Raw genomic sequence first — 21,776 nt, forward strand, 5'->3', positions numbered from 1 at the left:
CACGCGGCCCCGCCACGGGCGCTGGTAAGCGGTGGTGGATGCAGCTCTCCTCCCCGCGCCTGCGCGCCGCCCTGCTCGCCGCGGCCTCCCTCAGCCTCGTCGCCGCCGTGCTGCCGCCGCCCAAGCCCCTCGGCATCGGCGACCGCCTCTTCCCCGAGCTCGGCAACCCCGGGTACGACGTCCTCTCGTACGACCTCTCCCTCACGTACAAGGACAACCGCACCCCCCTCGACGCGGTGACCGCCATCGAAGCCCGGGCCCTGGCCCCGCTGGAGCGGATCAACCTGGACTTCACCCACGGGACGGTGGCCTCCGCCGAGGTCAACGGCGAACCCGCGCGGTTCGAGAGCGCGGGGGAGGACCTCGTACTGACTCCCGCGCACCCCGTCGCCGCCAACACCCCGCTGCGGATCACCGTCCGCCACACCAGCGACCCGCGCGGCTCGTCCGACGGCGGCTGGGTCACCACCGAGGACGGCCTGGCCATGGCCAACCAGGCCGACGCGGCACACCGGGTCTTCCCCTGCAACGACCACCCCGCCGACAAGGCCTACTTCACCTTCCACGTCACCGCCCCCGAGGGCTACACCGCCGTGGCCAACGGCCTGCCCGGCGCACTCCCCGCCACCCGCGCCGCCGGGACGACCGAGTGGACCTACCGGACCGTGCACCCCATGGCCACCGAGCTCGCCCAGGTCTCCATCGGCCGCTCCGCCGTCCTCCAGCGCACCGGACCGCACGGGCTGCCGCTGCGCGACGTGGTGCCCGCCGCCGACCGGGAGCGGCTGGAGCCCTGGCTGCGCAAGACCGCCGGGCACATCGAGTGGATGGAGCAGCGGGTCGGCCGCTACCCCTTCGAGAACTACGGGGTGCTGATCGCCCGGGCCCGCACCGGCTTCGAGCTGGAGACGCAGACCCTCTCGCTCTTCGAGAACGGCCTCTTCGCCGGGGAGGCCGAGGGCTACCCCGAGTGGTACGTCGAGGCCGTCATGGTCCACGAGCTCGCCCACCAGTGGTTCGGCGACAGCGTCACCCCGCGCACCTGGTCCGACCTGTGGCTCAACGAGGGGCACGCCACCTGGTACGAGGCCCTCTACGCGGACGGCCTCGGCAAGTACTCCCTCGACCGGCGGATGCGCGAGGCCTATCAGCGCTCCGACCAGTGGCGGGCGGCCGGCGGCCCCCCGGCGGCCCCCAAGGCGGCGGCCCCCGGGCAGAAGATCGGCCTGTTCCGGCCGGTGGTCTACGACGGGGCGGCCCTGATCCTCTACGCCCTGCGCGAGGAGATCGGCACCGCCGCCTTCGACCGGGTCGAGCGGCGGTGGGTGGCGGAGCACAAGGACGGGACCGCCGGCACCGAGGACTTCGTACGCCTGGCCTCGCAGGAGGCCGGACGCGACCTCACGGCCTTCCTGCACCCCTGGCTGTACGGCGAGAAGACCCCGCCGATGCCCGGCCACCGGGACTGGAGCGCCCCGGCGGCCAAGGCGGCCCCGAAGGCGGCGGCTCCGGTCCACGCACCGGTCCGTGCTGCGGAAGCGGCCGGAAAAACGGTATGACGGGCCAGGAACGGGCATGTCACCATCGACAAGGCCGACCACGGGGCGGACCGGGGAATCACCGGACCGGGTCCTGCGTTGGACGTGTCAGAGTCAGTCACGCACGGCGGTACCTTTGGCCCTAGCCGGCGCGCACGCAACCGAATCGACGTAAGGATCCAATGACCTCCTCTTCATCCCCTTCCCAGGACCCGCGGGACGCGCAGGACGTGCGGGACCCGCAGCGCTTCACCGAGAGCCTTCGGGCCGATGCCCTGATGGAAGAGGACGTCGCCTGGAGCCACGAGATCGACGGAGACCGGGACGGCGACCAGTTCGACCGCTCCGAGCGCGCCGCCCTGCGCCGCGTGGCCGGTCTCTCCACCGAGCTCGAGGACGTCACCGAGGTCGAGTACCGACAGCTCCGCCTGGAGCGCGTCGTCCTCGTCGGTGTCTGGACCTCCGGCACGGTGGGCGACGCCGAGAACTCCCTCGCGGAGCTCGCGGCCCTCGCCGAGACGGCGGGCGCCCTCGTACTCGACGGTGTCATCCAGCGCCGCGACAAGCCCGACCCGGCCACCTTCATCGGTTCCGGCAAGGCCCGCGAGCTGCGCGACATCGTGCTGGAGAGCGGCGCCGACACCGTCGTCTGCGACGGCGAGCTCAGCCCCGGCCAGCTCATCGCCCTCGAGGACGTCGTCAAGGTCAAGGTCGTCGACCGGACCGCCCTCATCCTGGACATCTTCGCCCAGCACGCCAAGTCCCGAGAGGGCAAGGCGCAGGTCGCGCTCGCGCAGATGCAGTACATGCTGCCGCGACTGCGCGGCTGGGGTCAGTCGCTGTCCCGGCAGATGGGTGGCGGCGGCGGTGGCGGCATGGCCACCCGCGGCCCCGGTGAGACCAAGATCGAGACCGACCGGCGCCGCATCCGCGAGAAGATGGCGAAGATGCGCCGGGAGATCGCCGAGATGAAGACCGGCCGCGACATCAAGCGGCAGGAACGGCGCCGCAACAAGGTGCCCTCGGTCGCCATCGCCGGCTACACCAACGCGGGCAAGTCCTCCCTGCTCAACCGCCTCACCGGCGCGGGCGTCCTGGTGGAGAACGCACTGTTCGCCACCCTCGACCCGACCGTGCGCCGCGCCGAAACCCCCTCCGGCCGGATCTACACCCTGGCCGACACCGTGGGCTTCGTCCGACACCTGCCCCACCACCTCGTCGAGGCCTTCCGCTCCACGATGGAGGAGGTCGGTGATTCCGACCTCATCCTGCACATCGTGGACGGCTCGCACCCGGCGCCGGACGAGCAGCTGGCGGCGGTCCGCGAGGTCATCCGCGAGGTCGGCGCCGTCAACGTGCCGGAGATCGTCGTGATCAACAAGGCCGACGCCGCGGACCCGCTGGTCCTGCAGCGCCTGCTGCGCATCGAGCGGCACTCCATCGCCGTCTCGGCCCGCACCGGCCAGGGCATCGCCGAGCTCCTCGCGCTCATCGACAGCGAGCTGCCCCGGCCCGCCGTCGAGGTGGAGGCCCTGGTGCCGTACACCCGCGGCGCGCTGATCGCCCGGGCGCACGCCGAGGGCGAGGTGATCTCCGAGGAGCACACCCCGGAGGGCACCGTCCTCAAGGCGCGGGTCCATGAGGAACTCGCGGCGGAACTGGCGCCGTACGTCCCCGCCAAGCGATAGCACCACCCGGCAAACGGCAGAGGGCCCTCCGCGACTGCGGAGGGCCCTCTGCCGTTTCCCGCCTACCGGCGCGGGTGCCGCGCGCTCAGCGCTTGAACTTGGCGCTCACGGCGTCGTAGATCCCCTTGGCCTCCGGCCCCAGCTTCGGGCCGGCCAGCCAGCCCGCCTTCGCCGGGCCGATCGAGGTGTTCGAGACCAGCGCGGGCTTGCCGTCGGCCCCCGCCGCGATCCAGCCGCCGCCGGAGGAGCCGCCCGTCATCGTGCAGCCGATCCGGTACATCACCGGGTCCTGCTGGTGCAGCGCCAGACGGCCCGGCTTGTCCGTGCACTGGTACGCCTTCTGACCGTCGAAGGGGGCCGCGGCCGGGTAGCCCGTCGCCGTCATCCCCGTGATCTTGGGGACCGCCGGGGCGTTGAACTCCACCGGCAGCGCCGTGCCGACCGTCTCCTCCAGCGACTTGCCGTTGCCGCCCTTCTCCGGCGTCACGTGCAGCACCGCGAAGTCGTACGGCGCGCCCGCACCGCCCGTCGGACCGCCGTTCGCGATCCACTGGTCGGAGGTCTGCGCCCAGTCGCTCCACCACACGCCGTAGGGGGCCACCTGCTCGCGCGGCGCGCCCTTGAGCTCCGCCGCCGGCCGGCCCGCGTTGTTGTACGAGGGGACGAAGGCTATGTTGCGGTACCAGCCGCCGGCCTTGCCCGCGTGCACGCAGTGGCCGGCCGTCCAGACGAGGTTGGACTTGCCGGGGTGGGCGGGGTCCTTCACCACGGTCGCCGAGCAGACCATCGAGCCCTCGGGACCGTCGAAGAAGACCTTGCCGGACGCCGGAACGCTGGAGTGGTACGGCGCGGCCGCCGCCTTCGCCGTCACCGGCGCCGGGGTCGGGTCCGTGACACCCTGGTCCTTGCCGGCGTCGGGGTCGACGGACGGACGCTGCGGCTGCTCCGCGTCCCGCATCCGCTCCGGGTCCCAGAGGCCGTCGATGACCGGGTTGACGTAGTCGCCCGCCTCACGGAGCCAGTCGTCCTTGTTCCAGTTCTTCCACGCGCCCCCCTTCCACTTCTCCATGTCGAAGCCGTGCTGCTTGAGCTTGTCCTTGAGCTCCTGCGGGATCTTGATCGGGCCGTCCGCGGCGCCGCCGGAAGGGAGGGGCGCTGCCACGGTCGGCTTGGCGTCACCGCCGGCCTCCCCGTCGCCGGGTCCGCAGGCCGCGGCGGTCAGCGCGAGCGCGGCCGCGCAGAGGGCCGCGGTGACCGGTCGGTTCGGTCGCATGTCGTAAGTCCCCCAGGTGCTTCGAGATGTTGGGACGGGGTCGTCCAGGGTGCTTCGGTTCGCTTTCGCAGCACCCCACTATGCCGCCGCCGTTGAAGACGGCGGCCCCCGGGTCCGCGGTTCCGGTGCGCACCGATGCTCTCGACCCCTGCTCACCGGGGCCGCGGGGTGCGCCCCGGCCGGAAACTGAAGGCCCCTCATGCCCCCCGGACCGCAAGGATCTTCGCCCGAACCCGTGATCCGCCGCCGTCGCCGTCGTTGGTACGTACGGGGGACGGTGCAGCAGCGTTCGTGTTCGAGGCGCAATCCGGAAGAGGAACCGTGGCGGAGGTCCGACAGTCGTGTCCCTGACCGAGCAGGCCGCAGCCGCGGCACAGATCCTGCCCCAGGGCGGCCGGGGGCCGGCCGCCGCCGAGGGCATCCTGCGCCGGCAGGCCCTGAGGGAGTCCGCGGCCCGCACGTACGCGCGCTCACTGCCCATCGTCCCGGTCCGGGCGCGCGGCCTGACCATCGAGGGCGCCGACGGGCGGCGCTACCTCGACTGCCTCTCCGGCGCGGGCACCCTCGCCCTCGGGCACAACCACCCCGTGGTCCTGGAGGCCATCCGCCGGGTCCTCGACTCGGGCGCCCCGCTGCACGTGCTCGACCTGGCCACCCCGGTCAAGGACGCCTTCACCACCGAGCTGTTCGCGAACCTGCCGGCCGGGCTGGCCGCCGACGCCCGCGTCCAGTTCTGCGGGCCGGCCGGGACGGACGCGGTCGAGGCCGCGCTCAAGCTGGTCCGGATCGCCACCGGGCGCTCCGGCCTGCTCGCCTTCACCGGGGCTTACCACGGCATGACGGCCGGGGCCCTGGCCGCGTCCGGCGGCGCCCCCGACGTCCGTGTGACCCGGCTGCCCTACCCGCAGGACCACCGCTGCCCGTTCGGGGTCGGCGGCACGGAGGGCGCCCGCCTCTCGGCGGCCTGGACCGAGAGCCTGCTCGACGACCCCAAGGGCGGGGTGCCCGCCCCGGCGGGCATGCTCGTCGAGCCCGTCCAGGGCGAAGGCGGGGTCCACCCGGCCCCGGACGACTGGCTGCGCCGGATGCGGGAGATCACCGAGACCCGGGGCATCCCCCTGATCGCGGACGAGGTCCAGACCGGGGTGGGCCGCACCGGCGCCTTCTGGGGCGTCGACCACGCCGGAGTGGTTCCCGACGTGATGGTCCTGTCCAAGGCCATCGGCGGCAGCCTGCCGCTGGCCGTGATCGTCTACCGCTCGGAGCTGGACGCCTGGGAGCCCGGAGCCCATGCCGGAACGTTCCGCGGCAACCAGCTCGCGATGGCCGCCGGCACCGCCACCCTCGCCTACGTCCGCCGCAACGGCCTCGCCGAGCGCGCGGCCGAACTGGGCGGCCGCATGCTCACGGCCCTGCGCGGCCTGGCGGCCGACCAGCCCTGCGTGGGCGACGTGCGCGGCAGGGGCCTGATGCTCGGCATCGAGATCGTCGACCCCGACACGGGAGCCGCCGCACCCGACCTCGCCGCCGCCGTCCGCCAGGAGTGCCTGGACCGCGGTCTGATCGTCGAACTCGGCGGCCGTCACGGTGCCGTGGTCCGCCTGCTGCCCCCGCTCACCCTCACCGACGAGCAGGCCACAGCCGTCCTGGACCGCCTCGCCGACGCCGTGCCCGCCGCCGCCCACTGACCAAGGACCCCACCCATGCCCGACCCCGAGACCCGCCCGACCCCCACACCTCCCCTCAACCACCCCACAGCCTCATCCCCGCCCCTCCCCACCCCCGCACCGGCCCCACCCCGGCCCGCCCCCGAAGCGCAACCCACAGCCGCCCCCGCAGCAGGAACCGAAGCCACGACCCCGCCATCCGCGCCGAGGACTGCCACCAGCGCCGAAGCCCCCGCCACTACCCCAGCCCCCGGGGACACCTGGCAGCCCCCCACCGCCCCAACCCCACCCAGGCCCGAAGCCGAAGCCGGAGGTCAGGCCGACGCCGGGGCTCGGGCCGAACCCGACGCCGGAGGCCAGTCCGACGCGGGACCTCGGGTCCAACCCGGCGCCGGACCTTGGGCCCAAGGCGCCGGACCTTGGGCCCAACCCGACGCCGGAGCTCGGGCCGAACCCGGGGCCCGGCCGACCTCCTCCGCCGGGTCCTTCATCGACCCCGGAGCGTCCCGGACCGGTGCCGGTGCCGGAGCCGCCCCGGCGCCCCGGGCCGCAGCCGCGGCGGGGACGGTGCCCCGGCAGAAGGCAGGCACGCCCCGGCCGGGCGCGGCCGGACCTCCCGGGCCCGACCCGGCAGTGCTGCCCGATCTGCTGGACCACCCCGACCCGGCCACCGCCGCCCAGGCCGCCACCGTCGAGAACCTGCTGCGGTGCTGGGTCCGCGAGAGCGGCATCGGCCGCCCCGACGGCCCCGCCGGAACCCTTCTCCGCATCCCCCTCCCCGCATCCGCCGCCGCGCTGCTGGTCCCCGTCCGGCACTGGTCCGAGACCGGCTGGCACCGCTTCGCCCCCGCCCGGCTCGAAGGCGCCCCCGCCCACGCCCCCGCCGTGGACGCCGTCACCCTCGCCGCCCTCATCGCCCGCGAGGGCAACGGCCGCGGTGGCGACCTCGTCGGCCGGGTCGCCGACTCGGTGCGCCGTACCACCGAGTTCATCGCCGACCGGCGCCGCCGCCCCACCGCCCCCGCCCCCATCGCCGGGGACCTCTTCCTCACCGCCGAACAGTCCCTCCTCCTCGGCCACCCCCTCCAACCGGACCCCAAGAGCCGCGAAGGGCTCTCCGAAACCGAAGCCCACCGCTACTCACCCGAACTCCACGGCTCCTTCCCCCTGCACTGGTTCGCGGTCGCACCGGCCGCCCTCGCCACCGACTCCGCCTGGACCGAACGCGGCCGCCCCGTCACCGCCGCGCAGCTCCTCGCCCGGCTCGCCCCCGGACTCCCACTGCCCGCCGGCACCACCCCCCTTCCCCTGCACCCCTGGCAGGCCCACGACCTCCTCCGGCGCCCCGCCGTCGCCGCCCTCCGCGACGCGGGACTCCTCACCGACCTGGGCCCGTACGGAACCCCCTGGTACCCCACCTCCTCCGTCCGCACCGTCCACCGCCCCGGCACCCCCGCGATGCTCAAGCTCTCCCTGGGCCTGCGCATCACCAACTCCCGCCGGGAGAACCTCCGCAAGGAACTCCACCGCGGCGTCGAGGTGCACCGGCTGCTCCGCACCGGCCTCGCCGAGGAATGGCAGACGGCCCACCCCGGATTCGACATCGTCCGCGACCCGGCCTGGGTCGCCGTCGACACCCCGGACGGCACCCCCGTACCGGGCCTCGACGCCCTGCTGCGCCACAACCCCTTCCGCTCCGACGACGACGCCGTCTGCGTCGCCGCGCTCACCTCCCCACGCCCGTGGCCCGGCCACACCACCATGCGCTCCCGGCTCGCCGACACCGTCTCCCGGCTCGCCACCAGCACCGGCCGCCCCACCTCCGCCGTCGCCACCGAGTGGTTCCTGCGCTACCTCGACCAGGTCGTCCTGCCCGTCCTGGCCTTCGACGCGCTCGCCGGTATCGCCCTCGAAGCCCACCAGCAGAACACCGTGGTCCTTCTCGACGGGGCCGGCTGGCCCGTCGGCGGCCGCTTCCGCGACAACCAGGGCTACTACTTCCGCGAGTCCCGGCGCACCGAGCTGGAAGACCGGCTCCCCGGTATCGGCCGCGCCAGTGACACCTTCGTCCCCGACGCCGTCACCGACGAGCGCTTCGCCTACTACCTCGGCATCAACAACGTGCTCGGACTCATCGGGGCCTTCGGATCCCAGCGGCTCGCCGACGAGCGCGTACTCCTCGCCGCCTTCCGCCGATTCCTCGGCAAGGCCGCAGACCTCGGCCCGCTCCCCACGCAGCTGCTGGACTCACCCACCCTGCGCTGCAAGGCGAACCTGCTCACCCGCCTCTGCGGCCTCGACGAACTCGTGGGCCCCGTCGACACGCAGTCCGTCTACGTCACCCTCACCAACCCCCTCCACGACTGACGCGCTCCCACCGACACGGAGAAGAGCCCGATGCCCCCCGCCGAAACGACCACCAGCACCGCCACCAGCACCACCATCGGCCTCGCCCGCCACGAAGCCGACCACCACGAGACCACCGGACACCGCTACGCCGTCGGACTGCTGCCCCTGCTCGCCGAGGCGGACCTCCTCGACTCACCCGCGAGCTGGGGCGCCCTCCCCACACCGGTTGGAGCCTTCCGTCTCGAACCCGTACGGCCGGGCCGAGACCTACCGCTCCTCACCCGCTGGATGAACGACCCCGACGTCGCCGCCTACTGGGAGCTGGCCGGCGCCTCCGCCGTCACCGCCGCCCACCTGCGGGCCCAACTCGACGGCGACGGCCGCAGCATCCCCTGCCTCGGCGTACTCGACGGCGCCCCGATGAGCTACTGGGAGATCTACCGGGCCGACCTCGACCCCGTCTCCCGCCACTACCCGGCGCGCCCCCACGACACGGGTATCCACCTGCTGATCGGAGACGGCACGAACCGCGGACGGGGCCTGGGGACCACGCTGCTGCGCGCCGTCACCGAGCTCGTCTTCGACAACCGCCCCCGCTGCACACGGGTCATCGCCGAACCGGACATCCGCAACACCCCCTCCGTCTCTGCCTTCCTCGCCGCCGGTTTCCGCTACGCCACGGAAATCGAACTCCCCCAGAAGCGCGCCGCCCTGATGATCCGGGACCGGTCGCTGCGCAATCTCCTCTGATCGCCGCCGACCCGCCGTCCGCCGCCCTCAGGACCGACCGTCTTCTTACGCCTCTCCCTTCGAAAACTCCGCGGCGCATCGCGGAGTTCCCGATCATCGAGGAGTCCCGTGCCGAATTGCCCCGCAGCCCCCGACTCCGCGGAACCCGCTGTCCCCCCGTCGCCGCAGCACCCGTGCACGCCTCCCGAACTCAACCGCCCGACCTGGGACGACGCGGGCCGCCGGCTGCTCGCCAAGATGCTCTCCGAGTTCGCGTACGAGGAGATCGTCACCCCCGCCCCCGCCCCCGCCCCCGCCCCCGCGCCGGCCGCCGCCGGTGACGCCTGGACCCTGACCCTGGACGACGGGAGCAGCCTCGGGTTCCGCGCCCGCCGCCGCGCCTACGCCGGCTGGCAGGTCGCGCCGGACACCATCACCCTCACCCCGCCGGCCCCCTCCACCGGCCCCCCGGAGGCCTTCGCGGACCCGTTCGGCTTCCTCGTCCGCGCCCGCACCCTCCTCGGCCTCGACGGACCCACCCTCGGCCACCTCATCGGCGAGCTCAGCGCCACCCTCGCCGCCGACGCCCGCCTCGACCACCACGCCCTCACCGCCGACGTCCTCGCCGACCTGGACTACGCCGCCCTCGAAGGACACCAGACGGGCCACCCCTGGCTCGTTCCCAACAAGGGCCGGATCGGATGGTCCGCCGCGGACGCCGCCGCCTGGGCCCCCGAAGCCCGCACCCCGCAGCGCCTGCCCTGGCTCGCCGCCCACACCTCCCTCGCCCGGTACCGCGGCGGCGCCGGCCTCGAGGACCCCGTGCGCCTCTACGCCGCCGAGCTCGACCCCGTCACCCGGGCCGCCTTCGACCGGACCCTGCGCGATCGCGGCCTGGACCCGCTCCGCTACCTGTACCTGCCCGTCCACCCCTGGCAGTGGGACGAGGTCGTCCTGCCCCTCTTCGCCCCCGCCCTCGCCTCCGGAGCCCTGGTCCCGCTCCCCGCCGACCCCGACGAACGGCTCCCGCAGCAGTCCGTCCGCACGTTCCTCAACCTCACCCGTCCCGACCGCCACAGCGTGAAACTGCCGTTGTCCGTCTTCAACACCACGGTCTGGCGCGGCCTGCCGGGCGAGCACACCCTGGCCGCCCCCGCCGTGACCGCCTGGATCCACTCCCTGCGCGACGCCGATCCCTTCCTGCGCGACGAATGCGGGGTGATCCTGCTCGGGGAGGTCGCCTCCGTCACCGTCCACCACCCCGTCTACGACCAGCTCCCCGAGGTCCCCTACCGGTACAAGGGCCTCCTCGGGGCGATCTGGCGCGAGCCCCTGAACCGGCATCTCGCCCCCGGCGAGCGCGCCCGCACCCTCGCCTCCCTCCTCCACACCGACCCGCGCGGCCGCGCCTTCACCGCCGAGCTCGTCGCCCGCTCCGGCCTGGCACCGGCCGCCTGGCTCCAGCGCCTCTTCGCCGCGCTGCTGCCCCCGCTGCTCCACTTCCTCTACCGCTACGGCACCGTATTCTCCCCGCACGGCGAGAACGCGATCGTGGTCTTCGACGAACAGGACGTGCCCGTCCGCCTGGCGGTCAAGGACTTCGTGGACGACGTCAACATCAGCCGGGTCCCGCTCCCCGAGCAGGCGTCCCTGCCCGACGAGGTCCGGGCGGTCCTGCTCACCGAGCCGCCGGCCTTCCTCACCCAGTTCATCCACGCCGGCCTCTTCGTCGGGGTCTTCCGCTACCTCGCCCCCCTCTGTGAGGACCGGCTCGGAGTGCCCGAGTCCGAGTTCTGGTCCCTCGTGCGGGCGGAGATCCTCCGCCACCAGGCCCGCTTCCCGGAGCTCAAGGACCGCTTCGAGACCTTCGACCTGCTCACCGAGCGGATCGACCGGCTCTGCCTCAACCGCAACCGGCTCCACCAGGACGGCTACCGCGATCGCCCGGACGTCCCCCGGGCCGTCGTCCACGGCACCGTGCCCAATCCCCTGCACCATCCGTGAGGCCGGATCGGTACGTCACTGTCAGCGGCGCCCCGTAGGGTTGATCCTGCTATGACGAAGCCCTCCCTCCCCGACCTGCTGCACGCCGCCGTCTCCGCCGTCGGCGGCACGGAGCGCCCCGGCCAGGTGGCCATGGCCGAAGCCGTCGCCGAAGCGATCGACGACAACTCCCATCGGCTGATCCAGGCCGGCACCGGCACCGGCAAGTCCCTCGGCTACCTGGTGCCCGCCCTCGCGCACGGCGAGCGCGTCGTCGTGGCCACGGCGACGCTGGCGCTCCAGCGCCAGCTCGTCGAGCGCGACCTGCCGCGCACGGTCGAGGCGCTGCATCCGCAGCTGCGCCGGCGGCCGCAGTTCGCCATGCTCAAGGGCCGGTCCAACTACCTGTGCCTGCACCGGCTGCACGAGGGCGCCCCGCAGGACGAGGAGGAGGGGCTCTTCGACCAGTTCGAAGCCGCCGCCCCCACCAGCAAGCTCGGCAAGGACCTGCTGCGCCTGCGCGACTGGGCCGACGAGACCGAGACGGGCGACCGCGACGACCTCACCCCCGGCGTCTCCGACAAGGCCTGGAGCCAGATCTCGGTCTCCTCCCGGGAGTGCCTGGGCGCGACGAAGTGCGCGTACGGAGCCGAGTGCTTCGCGGAAGCGGCCCGGGAGCGGGCCAAGCTCGCCGACGTGGTGGTCACCAACCACGCCCTGCTCGCCATCGACGCCATCGAGGGCGCCCCCGTGCTGCCGCAGCACGAGGTGCTGATCGTGGACGAGGCCCACGAGCTGGTCTCCCGCGTCACCGGCGTCGCCACCGGCGAGCTCACCCCGGGGCAGGTCAACCGGGCCGTGAAGCGCGCCGCCAAGCTGATCGACGAGAAGACCGCGGATTCCCTGCAGACCGCTTCGGAGACCTTCGAGCGGGTGATGGAGCTGGCGCTCCCCGGCCGCCTGGAGCAGATCCCGGACGACCTCGGTTACGCGCTGGCCGCCCTGCGTGACTCCGCGCGCAACGTGATCTCTGCGATCGGTGCCACCCGCGACAAGTCCGTCCATGACGAGGACGCCGTCCGCAAGCAGGCCCTGGCGGCGGTGGAGAACGTCCACACGGTGGCGGAGCGGATCATGCTCGGCTCCGAGTACGACGTCGTCTGGTACGAGCGCCACGACCGCTTCGGCGCCACCCTCCGGGTCGCGCCGCTGTCGGTGTCGGGGCTGCTGCGCGAGAAGCTCTTCGAGGACCGCTCGGTGGTCCTCACCTCGGCCACCCTCAAGCTCGGCGGGGACTTCAACGGCGTCGCGGCCTCGCTCGGCCTCTCCCCGGAAGGGGTCGAAGGGGAGGACGTACCCGTCTGGCGCGGCCTGGACGTCGGGTCCCCGTTCGACTACCCGAAGCAGGGCATCCTCTACGTCGCCAAGCACCTGGCCACGCCGGGCCGGGAGGGCACCCGCGGCGACATGATGGACGAGCTGGCCGAGCTGATCGAGGCGGCGGGCGGGCGCACCCTCGGCCTCTTCTCCTCCATGCGCGGAGCCAAGGCGGCCGCCGAGGAACTGCGCGGGCGGCTCGACAACCCGATCCTGCTCCAGGGCGAGGAGACGCTGGGCGAGCTGATCAAGACCTTCGCCGCCGACCCGCGCACCTGCCTGTTCGGGACCCTCTCCCTCTGGCAGGGCGTGGACGTTCCCGGCCCCAGCTGCCAGCTGGTGATCATGGACCGGATCCCGTTCCCGCGCCCCGACGACCCGCTGATGAGCGCGCGGCAGAAGTCCGTCGAGGAGAACGGCGGCAACGGCTTCATGGCCGTGGCCGCCACGCATGCGGCCCTGCTGATGGCCCAGGGCGCGGGCCGGCTGGTACGGGCCTCCGGTGACCGGGGTGTCGTCGCGGTCCTCGACCCCCGGCTGGCCACGGCCCGGTACGGAAGCTTCCTGCGGGCCTCGCTGCCCGACTTCTGGTACACCACGGACCGCAACCAGGTCCGCCGCTCGCTGGCCGCGATCGACGCGAGCGCTCAGGCCGACGGAAAGTAGGTCCGCGCGCCGGCCTACAGCGGGCATGGAACAGCTCCGGGACCGGCGCAGAGGGTCCCGGAGCTGGCTGGGGGCGGGGTCAGACCCGGCGCAGTACCGCGACGACCTTGCCGAGGATGGTCGCCTCGTCACCGGGGATCGGCTGGTAGGCGGCGTTGTGCGGAAGCAGCCAGACGTGGCCGTCCTCCCGCTTGAAGCGCTTGACCGTGGCCTCGCCGTCGAGCATGGCGGCGACGATGTCGCCGTTCTCCGCCACCGGCTGGCGGCGGACGGTGACCCAGTCGCCGTCGCAGATGGCGGCCTCGATCATCGAGTCGCCGACGACCTTGAGTACGAACAGCTCACCGTCGCCCACGAGCTGGCGGGGGAGCGGGAACACGTCCTCGACCGACTCCTCGGCGAGGATCGGGCCGCCGGCCGCGATCCGGCCGACCAGGGGGACGTAGGAGGCGGCGGGCTTGCCGGTCGTGTCGGTGGGCTGCGAGCTGGGCTGGTCGGAGCCGCGCACCTCGTAGGCGCGGGGTCGGTGCGGGTCGCGCCGCAGGAAGCCCTTGCGTTCGAGAGCCATCAGCTGGTGGGCGACGGAGGAGGTGCTGGAGAGGCCGACGGCCTGGCCGATCTCGCGCATCGACGGCGGGTAGCCGCGGCGCTGCACCGAGTCCCGGATGACCTCGATGACCCTCCGCTGCCGGTCCGTGAGCCCGGAGCTGTCGGCGCGGATGCCTGGAGGTCGCCCTGGCAGCGAGCGCGCGGGGCGTACGTTCGCCTCCGCCTCCGGGTTCTGACTTACGTCATTCATGGCATGCACCGGCTCGAGTCGGCTCTGGGAGCGGTTCTGGGCAGTGATGGTGGCACTGTCTGCGGTGGTGGTCACGTCGGCCCCTCTCGAAATGTTCTCCCTAGCTGGACAACGGTAGTAGCTTTCGAAAGGTTGCGCCAAACACACGTTCGAGTGAAAAATCGCGGATCGTCCACTCGGATGAGAGTGCGGGGTGTATGGCCGGCCGGGGTGGGTGGTCGGCGTGAACAGCCGGTCCGAACGGCGGCCGGGGTGCGGTGTGGCCGACCCGTCGTCCGAACATGGATTCGGAACCGCGTCTGCTGCTTACGGTACCCTTCCGGGTTGGGTCGCCGCCGTCCGGGTCGCCGCCCAGTCTGGCACCGGAACCCCTTGAAACCGGCCATCCGGTCCCGCGACACGCGTAGGCGCGTAAATCCTCCCCAACGCAAGATCTAGTGGTTGGATGAGCGTCGCAACCCACAAGTTGTGGTCCGCCGTCGGCGCGAACCTCGGGGATCGCATATGCTTGTGGCTGCTTCACGAGCCCCCGGCGGAGACTCGCTCTCCGTTGTCGAAGGGCTCCGTGGGGTGATTCAGTCGTGCCAAGAGGAGGGTGAGGGAACCATGCACTGCCCCTTCTGCAGGCACCCCGACAGCCGCGTCGTCGACAGCCGCACCACCGACGACGGAACGTCGATCCGCCGGCGCCGTCAGTGCCCCGACTGCTCCCGTCGCTTCACGACGGTGGAGACGGCCTCGCTGATGGTGATCAAGCGAAGCGGGGTCACCGAACCCTTCAGCCGCACCAAGGTCATCTCTGGCGTCCGCAAGGCGTGCCAGGGGCGGCCGGTCACCGAGGACGCCCTCGCCAAGCTCGGCCAGCGGGTCGAGGAGGCGGTGCGCGCCACCGGAAGCGCCGAGCTGACCACCCACGACGTGGGCCTGGCCATACTCGGCCCGTTGCAGGAGCTCGACCTGGTCGCGTACCTGCGGTTCGCGTCCGTGTACAAAGCTTTCGACACCCTTGAAGACTTCGAGACCGCCATCGCGGAACTTCGCGAGCCGCGGCCTCACCCCCATGAGTGCGAGCCCGGAGTGACCCCCCCGGTCGTCCCGGTGCCCGCCTCCGCCGCCGACTGACCGGACAGGGCCGCAGCGCAGTGCGGCCCCGCCGGCCGGCAGGGCGAGATTCGTAGATACAAGACACAGCATTGTGCCGCGGAATATCGCTGGCACTTTAGGGCGTTTTTGCCCGCATATGGGAGGCAGGCGGCATGACAGAGACGGCGAGCAGCTCGGCACGTGGTTCCCGCGCCAAGGGGACCAAGGCCGCCAAAGGCGGCCTGCGGATCGAGCGCATCCACACCACCCCCGGCGTGCACCCGTACGACGAGGTGAACTGGGAGCTCCGTGACGTCGTCATGACCAACTGGCGCGACGGCTCGGTCAACTTCGAGCAGCGCGGCGTCGAGTTCCCCGACTTCTGGTCGGTGAACGCGGTCAACATCGTCACCAGCAAGTACTTCCGCGGCGCCGTCGGCACCCCGCAGCGCGAGACCGGCCTCAAGCAGCTCATCGACCGGATCGTGAAGACCTACACGAAGGCCGGGGAGGACTACGACTACTTCGCGTCCCCCGCCGACGCGGAGATCTTCGAGCACGAGCTGACCTACGCCCTCCTGCACCAGATCTTCAGCTTCAACTCCCCGGTGTGGTTCAACGTCGGCACGCCCCAGCCGCAGCAGGTCTCCGCCTGCTTCATCCTGTCCGTCGACGACTCCATGGAGTCGATCCTCGACTGGTACAAGGAAGAGGGCATGATCTTCAAGGGCGGCTCCGGCGCCGGCCTCAACCTCTCCCGCATCCGCTCCTCCAAGGAGCTCCTCTCCTCCGGCGGCAACGCCTCCGGCCCGGTCTCCTTCATGCGCGGCGCCGACGCGTCCGCCGGGACTATCAAGTCGGGCGGCGCCACCCGCCGCGCAGCCAAGATGGTCGTCCTGGACGTGGACCACCCGGACGTCGAGGACTTCATCGCCACCAAGGTGAAGGAAGAGGAGAAGATCCGCGCCCTGCGCGACGCGGGCTTCGACATGGACCTGGGCGGCGACGACATCACCTCCGTCCAGTACCAGAACGCCAACAACTCCGTCCGTGTGAACGACGAGTTCATGACGGCCGTCGAGAACGGCACCGAGTTCGGCCTGCGCGCCCGCATGACCGGCGAGGTCATCGAGAAGGTCGACGCCAAGGCGCTGTTCCGCAAGCTCGCCGAGGCCGCGTGGGCCTGCGCCGACCCGGGCATCCAGTACGACGGTGTGATCAACAACTGGCACACCTGCCCCGAGTCCGGCCGCATCACCGCGTCCAACCCGTGCAGCGAGTACATGCACCTGGACAACACGTCCTGCAACCTCGCCTCGCTCAACCTGATGAAGTTCCTCAACGACGACGGCAAGGGCAACCAGTCCTTCGACGCCGAGCGCTTCGCCAAGGTCGTCGAGCTCGTCATCACCGCGATGGACATCTCCATCTGCTTCGCGGACTTCCCCACGCAGAAGATCGGCGAGAACACCCGCGCCTTCCGCCAGCTGGGCATCGGCTACGCCAACCTCGGCGCCCTGCTGATGGCCACGGGCCACGCGTACGACTCGGACGGCGGCCGGACCCTCGCCGCCTCGATCACCTCGCTGATGACCGGCACCGCGTACAAGCGCTCCGCCGAGCTGGCCGCCATCGTCGGCCCCTACGACGGTTACGCCCGCAACGCCGACTCGCACAAGCGCGTCATGAAGCAGCACGCCGACGCCAACGCCGTCGCGCCGCGCACCGAGGACCTGGACAACGCGATCTGGGCCGCCGCCACCGAGGCCTGGCAGGACGTCCTGCGCCTCGGCGAGAAGAACGGCTTCCGCAACGCCCAGGCCTCCGTCCTCGCGCCGACCGGCACCATCGGCCTCGCGATGTCCTGCGACACCACCGGTGTCGAGCCGGACCTGGCCCTGGTCAAGTTCAAGAAGCTCGTCGGCGGCGGCTCGATGCAGATCGTCAACGGCACCGTCCCGCAGGCCCTGCGCCGCCTGGGTTACCAGGAGGAGCAGATCGAGGCGATCGTCACCCACATCGCCGAGCACGGCAACGTGGTCGACGCCCCCGGCCTGAAGACCGAGCACTACGAGGTCTTCGACTGCGCGATGGGCGAGCGCTCCATCTCCCCGATGGGCCACGTCCGCATGATGGCCGCGATCCAGCCCTGGATCTCCGGCGCGATCTCCAAGACGGTCAACATGCCGGAGACGGCGACCGTCGAGGAGATCGAGGAGATCTACTTCGAGGCGTGGAAGCTGGGCGTCAAGGCTCTCGCGATCTACCGCGACAACTGCAAGGTCGGCCAGCCCCTCTCCGCCAAGAAGAAGGAAGAGGAGAAGGCCGAGATCACCGAGAAGGCCGAGGAGACCATCCGCACGGCCGTCGAGAAGGTCATCGAGTACCGCCCGGTCCGCAAGCGCCTGCCCAAGGGCCGCCCGGGGATCACCACCTCCTTCACGGTCGGTGGCGCCGAGGGCTACATGACGGCCAACTCCTACCCGGACGACGGCCTGGGCGAGGTCTTCCTGAAGATGTCCAAGCAGGGCTCGACCCTCGCGGGCATGATGGACGCCTTCTCGATCGCCGTCTCCGTCGGCCTGCAGTACGGCGTCCCGCTGGAGACGTACGTCGCGAAGTTCACGAACATGCGCTTCGAGCCGGCCGGTATGACGGACGACCCGGACGTGCGGATGGCGCAGTCGATCGTCGACTACATCTTCCGTCGCGTGGCGCTGGACTTCCTGCCCTTCGAGACCCGTTCGGCCCTCGGCATCCACTCCGCCGAGGAGCGTCAGCGCCACCTCGACACCGGTTCGTACGAGCCGCTCGAGGAGGAGCTCGACACCGAGTCCCTCGCCCAGTCGGCGCCCGTCGCCGCCGTGGCCAAGCAGCCGGTGGCGGTCGTCCCCGTCCCGGCCCCGAAGACGGCGCACAGCAACGCCGAGCTGGTCGAGATGCAGATGGGTGTCTCCGCCGACGCCCCGCTCTGCTTCTCCTGCGGTACGAAGATGCAGCGCGCCGGCTCCTGCTACATCTGCGAGGGCTGCGGCTCCACCAGCGGCTGCAGCTGACGGCTGACGCCTGGCACCACGTGAAGAGGGTGCCGACCTCCGGGTCGGCGCCCTCTTCGGCGTGTGCGGCGGGGCGGGTGAATCCGCTTGGTGCGGAGGGCCGGACGCGGTGATCATGGGGCGGGGCCCGCGGGCGTCGGGGGCCCGGGACCTGACGGCGGGGGAAGCGGATGGGCATGTGGAACGGTGACGAGCTGGACCTGGACGCGTACCTGACCCGGATCGGACTCGGCCGCGGGGCCGGGGAACTCAGGCCGGACCTGCGGACGTTGTACGAGGTGCAACGCGCCCACACCGCCGCCATCCCCTTCGAGTCCCTGGACGTCCTGCTCGGCCGCCCCGTCCGGCTGGAGCTCAGGGCCCTGGAGGACAAGCTCGTGCACGGCCGCCGCGGCGGCTACTGCTACGAGCAGAACTCGCTGCTGGCCGCCGCCCTGGAGCGGATCGGCTTCGAGGTCACCGGGCGCGGTGCCCGCAACCGCACCCGCGGGGACGCCGTGACCCCGGTGACGCACGCCGCCCTCGTCGTCACCGTCGACGGCGAACCGTGGCTCTGCGACGCCGGATTCGGCTACCAGGGGCCGCGCGAGCCCGTTCCGCTCGGACGGCCCGGGGCCGAGGTGCGCCAGGGGCCGTGGACCTTCGCCGTCCGGGAGGAAGAGCTCGGAGTCCTCGTCCTCAGCATCCGCCGCGGGGACGCGTGGCGGGACCTGTACGCCTTCTCGCCGCAGCGCTACCTGCCCGTCGACTACGTCGTCCTGAACCACTACAGCTCCAGCCACCCCCGGTCCTCCTTCATCGGGAAGACCCTCGTCCAGCTCCCGGGCGACGAGGTCCGCACGACGCTCGTGGACCGTGAGCTGATGCGTCTGTACCCCGACGGGCGGACCGAGCGGGAGCCCGTCGGGCCGGACGGGCTGGTCGGTCTGCTCGACCGGGAGTTCGGCCTTCGGCTGCCCGAGCGGGATGCGGCCGAACTGGTACGGATCCACCGCTCCGATGACTGACCGGCGCCCGGCTCGGGCCCGTACGATGGCGCGGTGCTGGTCAAGTGGATTCGCTGCACGGTGACGGACCGACGCGGGTTCGAGCGCGGGCAGCGCAAGTGGGCGGGGCTGCCCGGCGAACCCGGGTTCCGGGGGCAGGGTGGCGGCTGGAGCAGAGGCCGGCAGGGGGTCGCGCATGTCTTCGCGTTCTGGGAGAGCCGTTCCTTCTACGACTCCTTCATGGCTCGTTCCCACGACAGGCTGGCCGCCGCGCAGACCGGCACCTACACCGACGCCCGGGTCACGCTCTTCGACTACCGCTTCGACGTGAAGACCGGCTTCGAGCCGCGCTTCAGCGACGCCGACGTGGTCCGGGTCGCGCACACCCGGGTCAGGGAAGGGCGCGTGGAGCACTTCGCGCTGATGCAGGAGAAGGTCTGGAACCCCGCCATGGCGGGGTCGCCCGGCATGATCCGGGGACTCTTCGGCGAGGCGCCGGGCCGGGAGTTCCTGGTGCTGTCCATGTGGCGTGCGGCCGCCGAACACGGCAAATACCGGCAGGAGCGGGTGGAGCGGCTCTCCCTGCGCGCCCAGACCGAAGCGGACGTCGAGGCGCTCACGGGGGACGTCGTGGACCTCGAACCCAGCTGGACGGTATGACCGTACGACGAACAGCCCCGCGACCGGCGTGCCCGGGCCGCACCCGCCCCGGCGCCGCATAGGGTCGGGGCATGGTTCGACCACGGCGCATCGTCCTCGTCCGGCACGGGGAATCGGAGGGGAACATCGATGACACGGTGTACGAGCGCGAGCCCGACCACGCCCTGCGCCTGACCCGCGCCGGCCGGGAACAGGCCGCCGAGGCGGGGGTGCGGCTGCGCGAGCTCTTCGGCGAGGAGCACATCAGCGCGTACGTCTCCCCGTACCGCCGCACCCTCCAGACCTTCCGCGAGCTGCGCCTGGACCCCTCACGGGTGCGGATGCGCGAGGAGCCCCGGCTGCGCGAGCAGGACTGGGGCAACTGGCAGGACCGTGACGACGTCAAGCTCCAGAAGGCCTACCGCGACGCCTACGGCCACTTCTTCTACCGCTTCGCGCAAGGAGAGTCCGGCGCGGACGTCTACGACCGGGTGGGCTCCTTCCTGGAGAGCCTCTACCGCAGCTTCGAGGCCCCCGACCACCCCGAGAACGTGCTGCTGGTGACGCACGGCCTGACGATGCGGCTGTTCTGCATGCGCTGGTTCCACTGGTCGGTCGCCGAGTTCGAGGCCCTCTCCAACCCCGGCAACGGCGAATTCCGCGTGCTGATGCTCGGCCCCGACGGCCGGTACCGGATGGACCGCCCGTTTGAGCGGTGGACCACACCCGAGCCTTATGACCTGGACGGCTAAAGTGGCGCGCGATGACCGCTGATTCCGCTTCCGAACGGCGCTACGCACGCGCCCTGTCCAGCCTCCGCGGGCTGGCCCTGGGGGACGCCCTGGGCTCCCAGTACTTCGTCCCCGCCAACTACCCGCTGCTCAAGCGGCGCGAGCTGCCGGCCGGCAGCGAGCCGTGGCAGTGGACCGACGACACCGAGATGGCCTGCTCGGTGGTGGCCGTGCTGGCCGCGCACGGCCGCATCGACCAGGACGCGCTGGCTTCCTCCTTCGCCGAGCACCACGACTTCGACCGCGGCTACGGGCCCGCCGTGAACCGGATGCTGCGCCTGGTCCGTGAGGGCGAGGACTGGCGCACCCTGGCCGCCGAACTCTTCAACGGGCAGGGCTCCTGGGGCAACGGCGCGGCGATGCGGATCGCACCGCTGGGCGCCTGGTACGCGGAGGACCCCGAGCAGGCCACCCACCAGGCCGAGATCTCCGCCTACACCACCCACCAGCACCGCGAAGCGGTGTGCGGGGCGATGGCCGTGGCCGCGGCGGCCGCGCTGGCCGCGGCCCCCGCCGGGGCGCCGACCGCCGAGGAACTGCTGGACGGGGTGATCGCGCTGGTCCCGCGCAGCGCCGTGGGCGCGGGCGTGCGCCGGGCGCGCGACATGCTGGACTACGGTGACGCCAACACCGTCGCGGCCGTGCTGGGCTGCGGCCGGCGCACGAGCGCCCACGACACCGTGCCCTTCGCGCTGTGGTCGGCCGCGCGGGCCCTGGACGACTTCGAGCGGGCCTTCTGGACCACCGCCCAGGTGGGCGGGGACGTGGACACCACGTGCGCGATCGTCGGCGGGATCCTCGGCGCGCGCGGGGACGCCGCGCTGCCGGGGACTTGGCTGGCCCGGACCGAAGCGCTCCCGGCCTGGCTGCCGGAAGCCGCCCACTAGCCGGTCCCCCTCACCCGGAACCCTGTGCCGGAGGCCCGGGTGAGGGGCAGCCGGTGCTCCGTGGGGTGCTTCACGAATGCGACCCGGCCCCCGGTGAACTCGTCCGCCGGGTGATCCGGCGAGGGTGTCGCGAGCGGGAGCGCGAGGCGGTCCGGGAGTTGGCACCGCCGGGTATCGAGGGTATCGAGCGGGGAGATGGCCGTCCGGACGCCATGGGTCCGCTGATCGTCGAGGTGGCCCCGGCGGTGTCGGCGTACCGCGTGAA

General features: G+C 72.2%; 14 protein-coding genes and 1 pseudogene. 13 read left to right on the forward strand and 2 right to left on the reverse strand.

Annotation, left to right across the window (positions count from 1 at the left end):
- Positions 1-38: 38 nt before the first annotated feature.
- Together ACFY0O_RS17610 and hflX are read left to right on the forward strand one after the other, a co-directional pair.
- Complete coding sequence (locus ACFY0O_RS17610; protein WP_388947573.1) at positions 39-1,559, forward strand: M1 family metallopeptidase; 1,521 nt, start codon at positions 39-41, stop codon at positions 1,557-1,559.
- A gap of 161 nt (positions 1,560-1,720) precedes the next feature.
- Positions 1,721-3,226, forward strand: coding sequence for a GTPase HflX (hflX, locus tag ACFY0O_RS17615; protein WP_388947574.1), 1,506 nt, complete (start codon positions 1,721-1,723; stop codon positions 3,224-3,226).
- 85 nt (positions 3,227-3,311) lie between these two features.
- On the opposite strand, the gene ACFY0O_RS17620 is transcribed toward hflX, so the two are convergent.
- On the reverse strand, positions 3,312-4,499 hold the full coding sequence (locus ACFY0O_RS17620) for a trypsin-like serine peptidase (protein ID WP_388947575.1): 1,188 nt from the start codon (positions 4,497-4,499) through the stop codon (positions 3,312-3,314).
- 347 nt (positions 4,500-4,846) lie between these two features.
- On the opposite strand from ACFY0O_RS17620, the gene ACFY0O_RS17625 reads away from it, so the two are divergent.
- From ACFY0O_RS17625 to ACFY0O_RS17645, 5 genes and pseudogenes are all read left to right on the forward strand, one after another.
- Positions 4,847-6,187 carry a diaminobutyrate--2-oxoglutarate transaminase family protein gene (locus tag ACFY0O_RS17625; RefSeq protein ID WP_388947779.1) on the forward strand — a complete coding sequence of 447 codons (1,341 nt, stop codon included), beginning with the start codon at positions 4,847-4,849 and terminating at the stop codon, positions 6,185-6,187.
- Positions 6,188-6,680: 493 nt separating this feature from the next.
- Positions 6,681-8,533: pseudogene (locus ACFY0O_RS17630) on the forward strand (IucA/IucC family protein).
- A gap of 30 nt (positions 8,534-8,563) precedes the next feature.
- Positions 8,564-9,265 carry a GNAT family N-acetyltransferase gene (locus ACFY0O_RS17635; protein ID WP_388947576.1) on the forward strand — a complete coding sequence of 234 codons (702 nt, stop codon included), beginning with the start codon at positions 8,564-8,566 and terminating at the stop codon, positions 9,263-9,265.
- 108 nt (positions 9,266-9,373) lie between these two features.
- Positions 9,374-11,248: an IucA/IucC family protein gene (locus tag ACFY0O_RS17640; RefSeq protein ID WP_388947577.1), complete on the forward strand. Its 1,875-nt coding sequence runs from the start codon at positions 9,374-9,376 to the stop codon at positions 11,246-11,248.
- A gap of 51 nt (positions 11,249-11,299) precedes the next feature.
- Positions 11,300-13,270 (forward strand): ATP-dependent DNA helicase, encoded by a 1,971-nt coding sequence (locus ACFY0O_RS17645; protein ID WP_358892000.1) that lies wholly within the window; start codon positions 11,300-11,302, stop codon positions 13,268-13,270.
- Between the two features lie 79 nt (positions 13,271-13,349).
- Here ACFY0O_RS17645 and lexA read toward each other — a convergent pair whose 3' ends face one another.
- Complete coding sequence (lexA, locus tag ACFY0O_RS17650) at positions 13,350-14,144, reverse strand: transcriptional repressor LexA (protein WP_358891999.1); 795 nt, start codon at positions 14,142-14,144, stop codon at positions 13,350-13,352.
- 531 nt (positions 14,145-14,675) lie between these two features.
- Here lexA and nrdR point away from each other — a divergent pair.
- From nrdR to ACFY0O_RS17680, 6 genes are all read left to right on the forward strand, one after another.
- The gene (nrdR, locus tag ACFY0O_RS17655) at positions 14,676-15,191 is read left to right on the forward strand and encodes a transcriptional regulator NrdR (protein ID WP_388947578.1); all 516 of its coding nucleotides are present in this window, start codon (positions 14,676-14,678) and stop codon (positions 15,189-15,191) included.
- Between the two features lie 134 nt (positions 15,192-15,325).
- Positions 15,326-18,208, forward strand: coding sequence for a vitamin B12-dependent ribonucleotide reductase (locus ACFY0O_RS17660; RefSeq protein ID WP_388947579.1), 2,883 nt, complete (start codon positions 15,326-15,328; stop codon positions 18,206-18,208).
- A 170-nt stretch (positions 18,209-18,378) separates the two neighbouring features.
- Positions 18,379-19,215 (forward strand): arylamine N-acetyltransferase, encoded by an 837-nt coding sequence (locus ACFY0O_RS17665; RefSeq protein WP_388947580.1) that lies wholly within the window; start codon positions 18,379-18,381, stop codon positions 19,213-19,215.
- A 33-nt stretch (positions 19,216-19,248) separates the two neighbouring features.
- Complete coding sequence (locus tag ACFY0O_RS17670) at positions 19,249-19,854, forward strand: YdbC family protein (RefSeq protein WP_045947215.1); 606 nt, start codon at positions 19,249-19,251, stop codon at positions 19,852-19,854.
- A 71-nt stretch (positions 19,855-19,925) separates the two neighbouring features.
- Positions 19,926-20,585, forward strand: a complete 660-nt coding sequence (locus ACFY0O_RS17675; protein ID WP_079430125.1) for a histidine phosphatase family protein — start codon at positions 19,926-19,928, stop codon at positions 20,583-20,585.
- An 11-nt stretch (positions 20,586-20,596) separates the two neighbouring features.
- On the forward strand, positions 20,597-21,511 hold the full coding sequence (locus tag ACFY0O_RS17680; protein ID WP_388947581.1) for an ADP-ribosylglycohydrolase family protein: 915 nt from the start codon (positions 20,597-20,599) through the stop codon (positions 21,509-21,511).
- Positions 21,512-21,776 lie beyond the last annotated feature (265 nt).

Source organism: Streptomyces sp. NPDC001594 (assembly GCF_042893675.1).
Lineage (GTDB): Bacteria > Actinomycetota > Actinomycetes > Streptomycetales > Streptomycetaceae > Streptomyces.

Coding starts and splice junctions, on each gene's coding strand:
- ACFY0O_RS17610 (WP_388947573.1), top strand. CDS start 39: ATGCAGCTCTCCTCCCCGCGCCTGCGCGCCGCCCTGCTCGCCGCGGCC.
- hflX (WP_388947574.1), top strand. CDS start 1,721: ATGACCTCCTCTTCATCCCCTTCCCAGGACCCGCGGGACGCGCAGGAC.
- ACFY0O_RS17620 (WP_388947575.1), bottom strand. CDS start 4,499: ATGCGACCGAACCGACCGGTCACCGCGGCCCTCTGCGCGGCCGCGCTC.
- ACFY0O_RS17635 (WP_388947576.1), top strand. CDS start 8,564: ATGCCCCCCGCCGAAACGACCACCAGCACCGCCACCAGCACCACCATC.
- ACFY0O_RS17645 (WP_358892000.1), top strand. CDS start 11,300: ATGACGAAGCCCTCCCTCCCCGACCTGCTGCACGCCGCCGTCTCCGCC.
- nrdR (WP_388947578.1), top strand. CDS start 14,676: ATGCACTGCCCCTTCTGCAGGCACCCCGACAGCCGCGTCGTCGACAGC.
- ACFY0O_RS17660 (WP_388947579.1), top strand. CDS start 15,326: ATGACAGAGACGGCGAGCAGCTCGGCACGTGGTTCCCGCGCCAAGGGG.
- ACFY0O_RS17665 (WP_388947580.1), top strand. CDS start 18,379: ATGGGCATGTGGAACGGTGACGAGCTGGACCTGGACGCGTACCTGACC.
- ACFY0O_RS17675 (WP_079430125.1), top strand. CDS start 19,926: ATGGTTCGACCACGGCGCATCGTCCTCGTCCGGCACGGGGAATCGGAG.
- ACFY0O_RS17680 (WP_388947581.1), top strand. CDS start 20,597: ATGACCGCTGATTCCGCTTCCGAACGGCGCTACGCACGCGCCCTGTCC.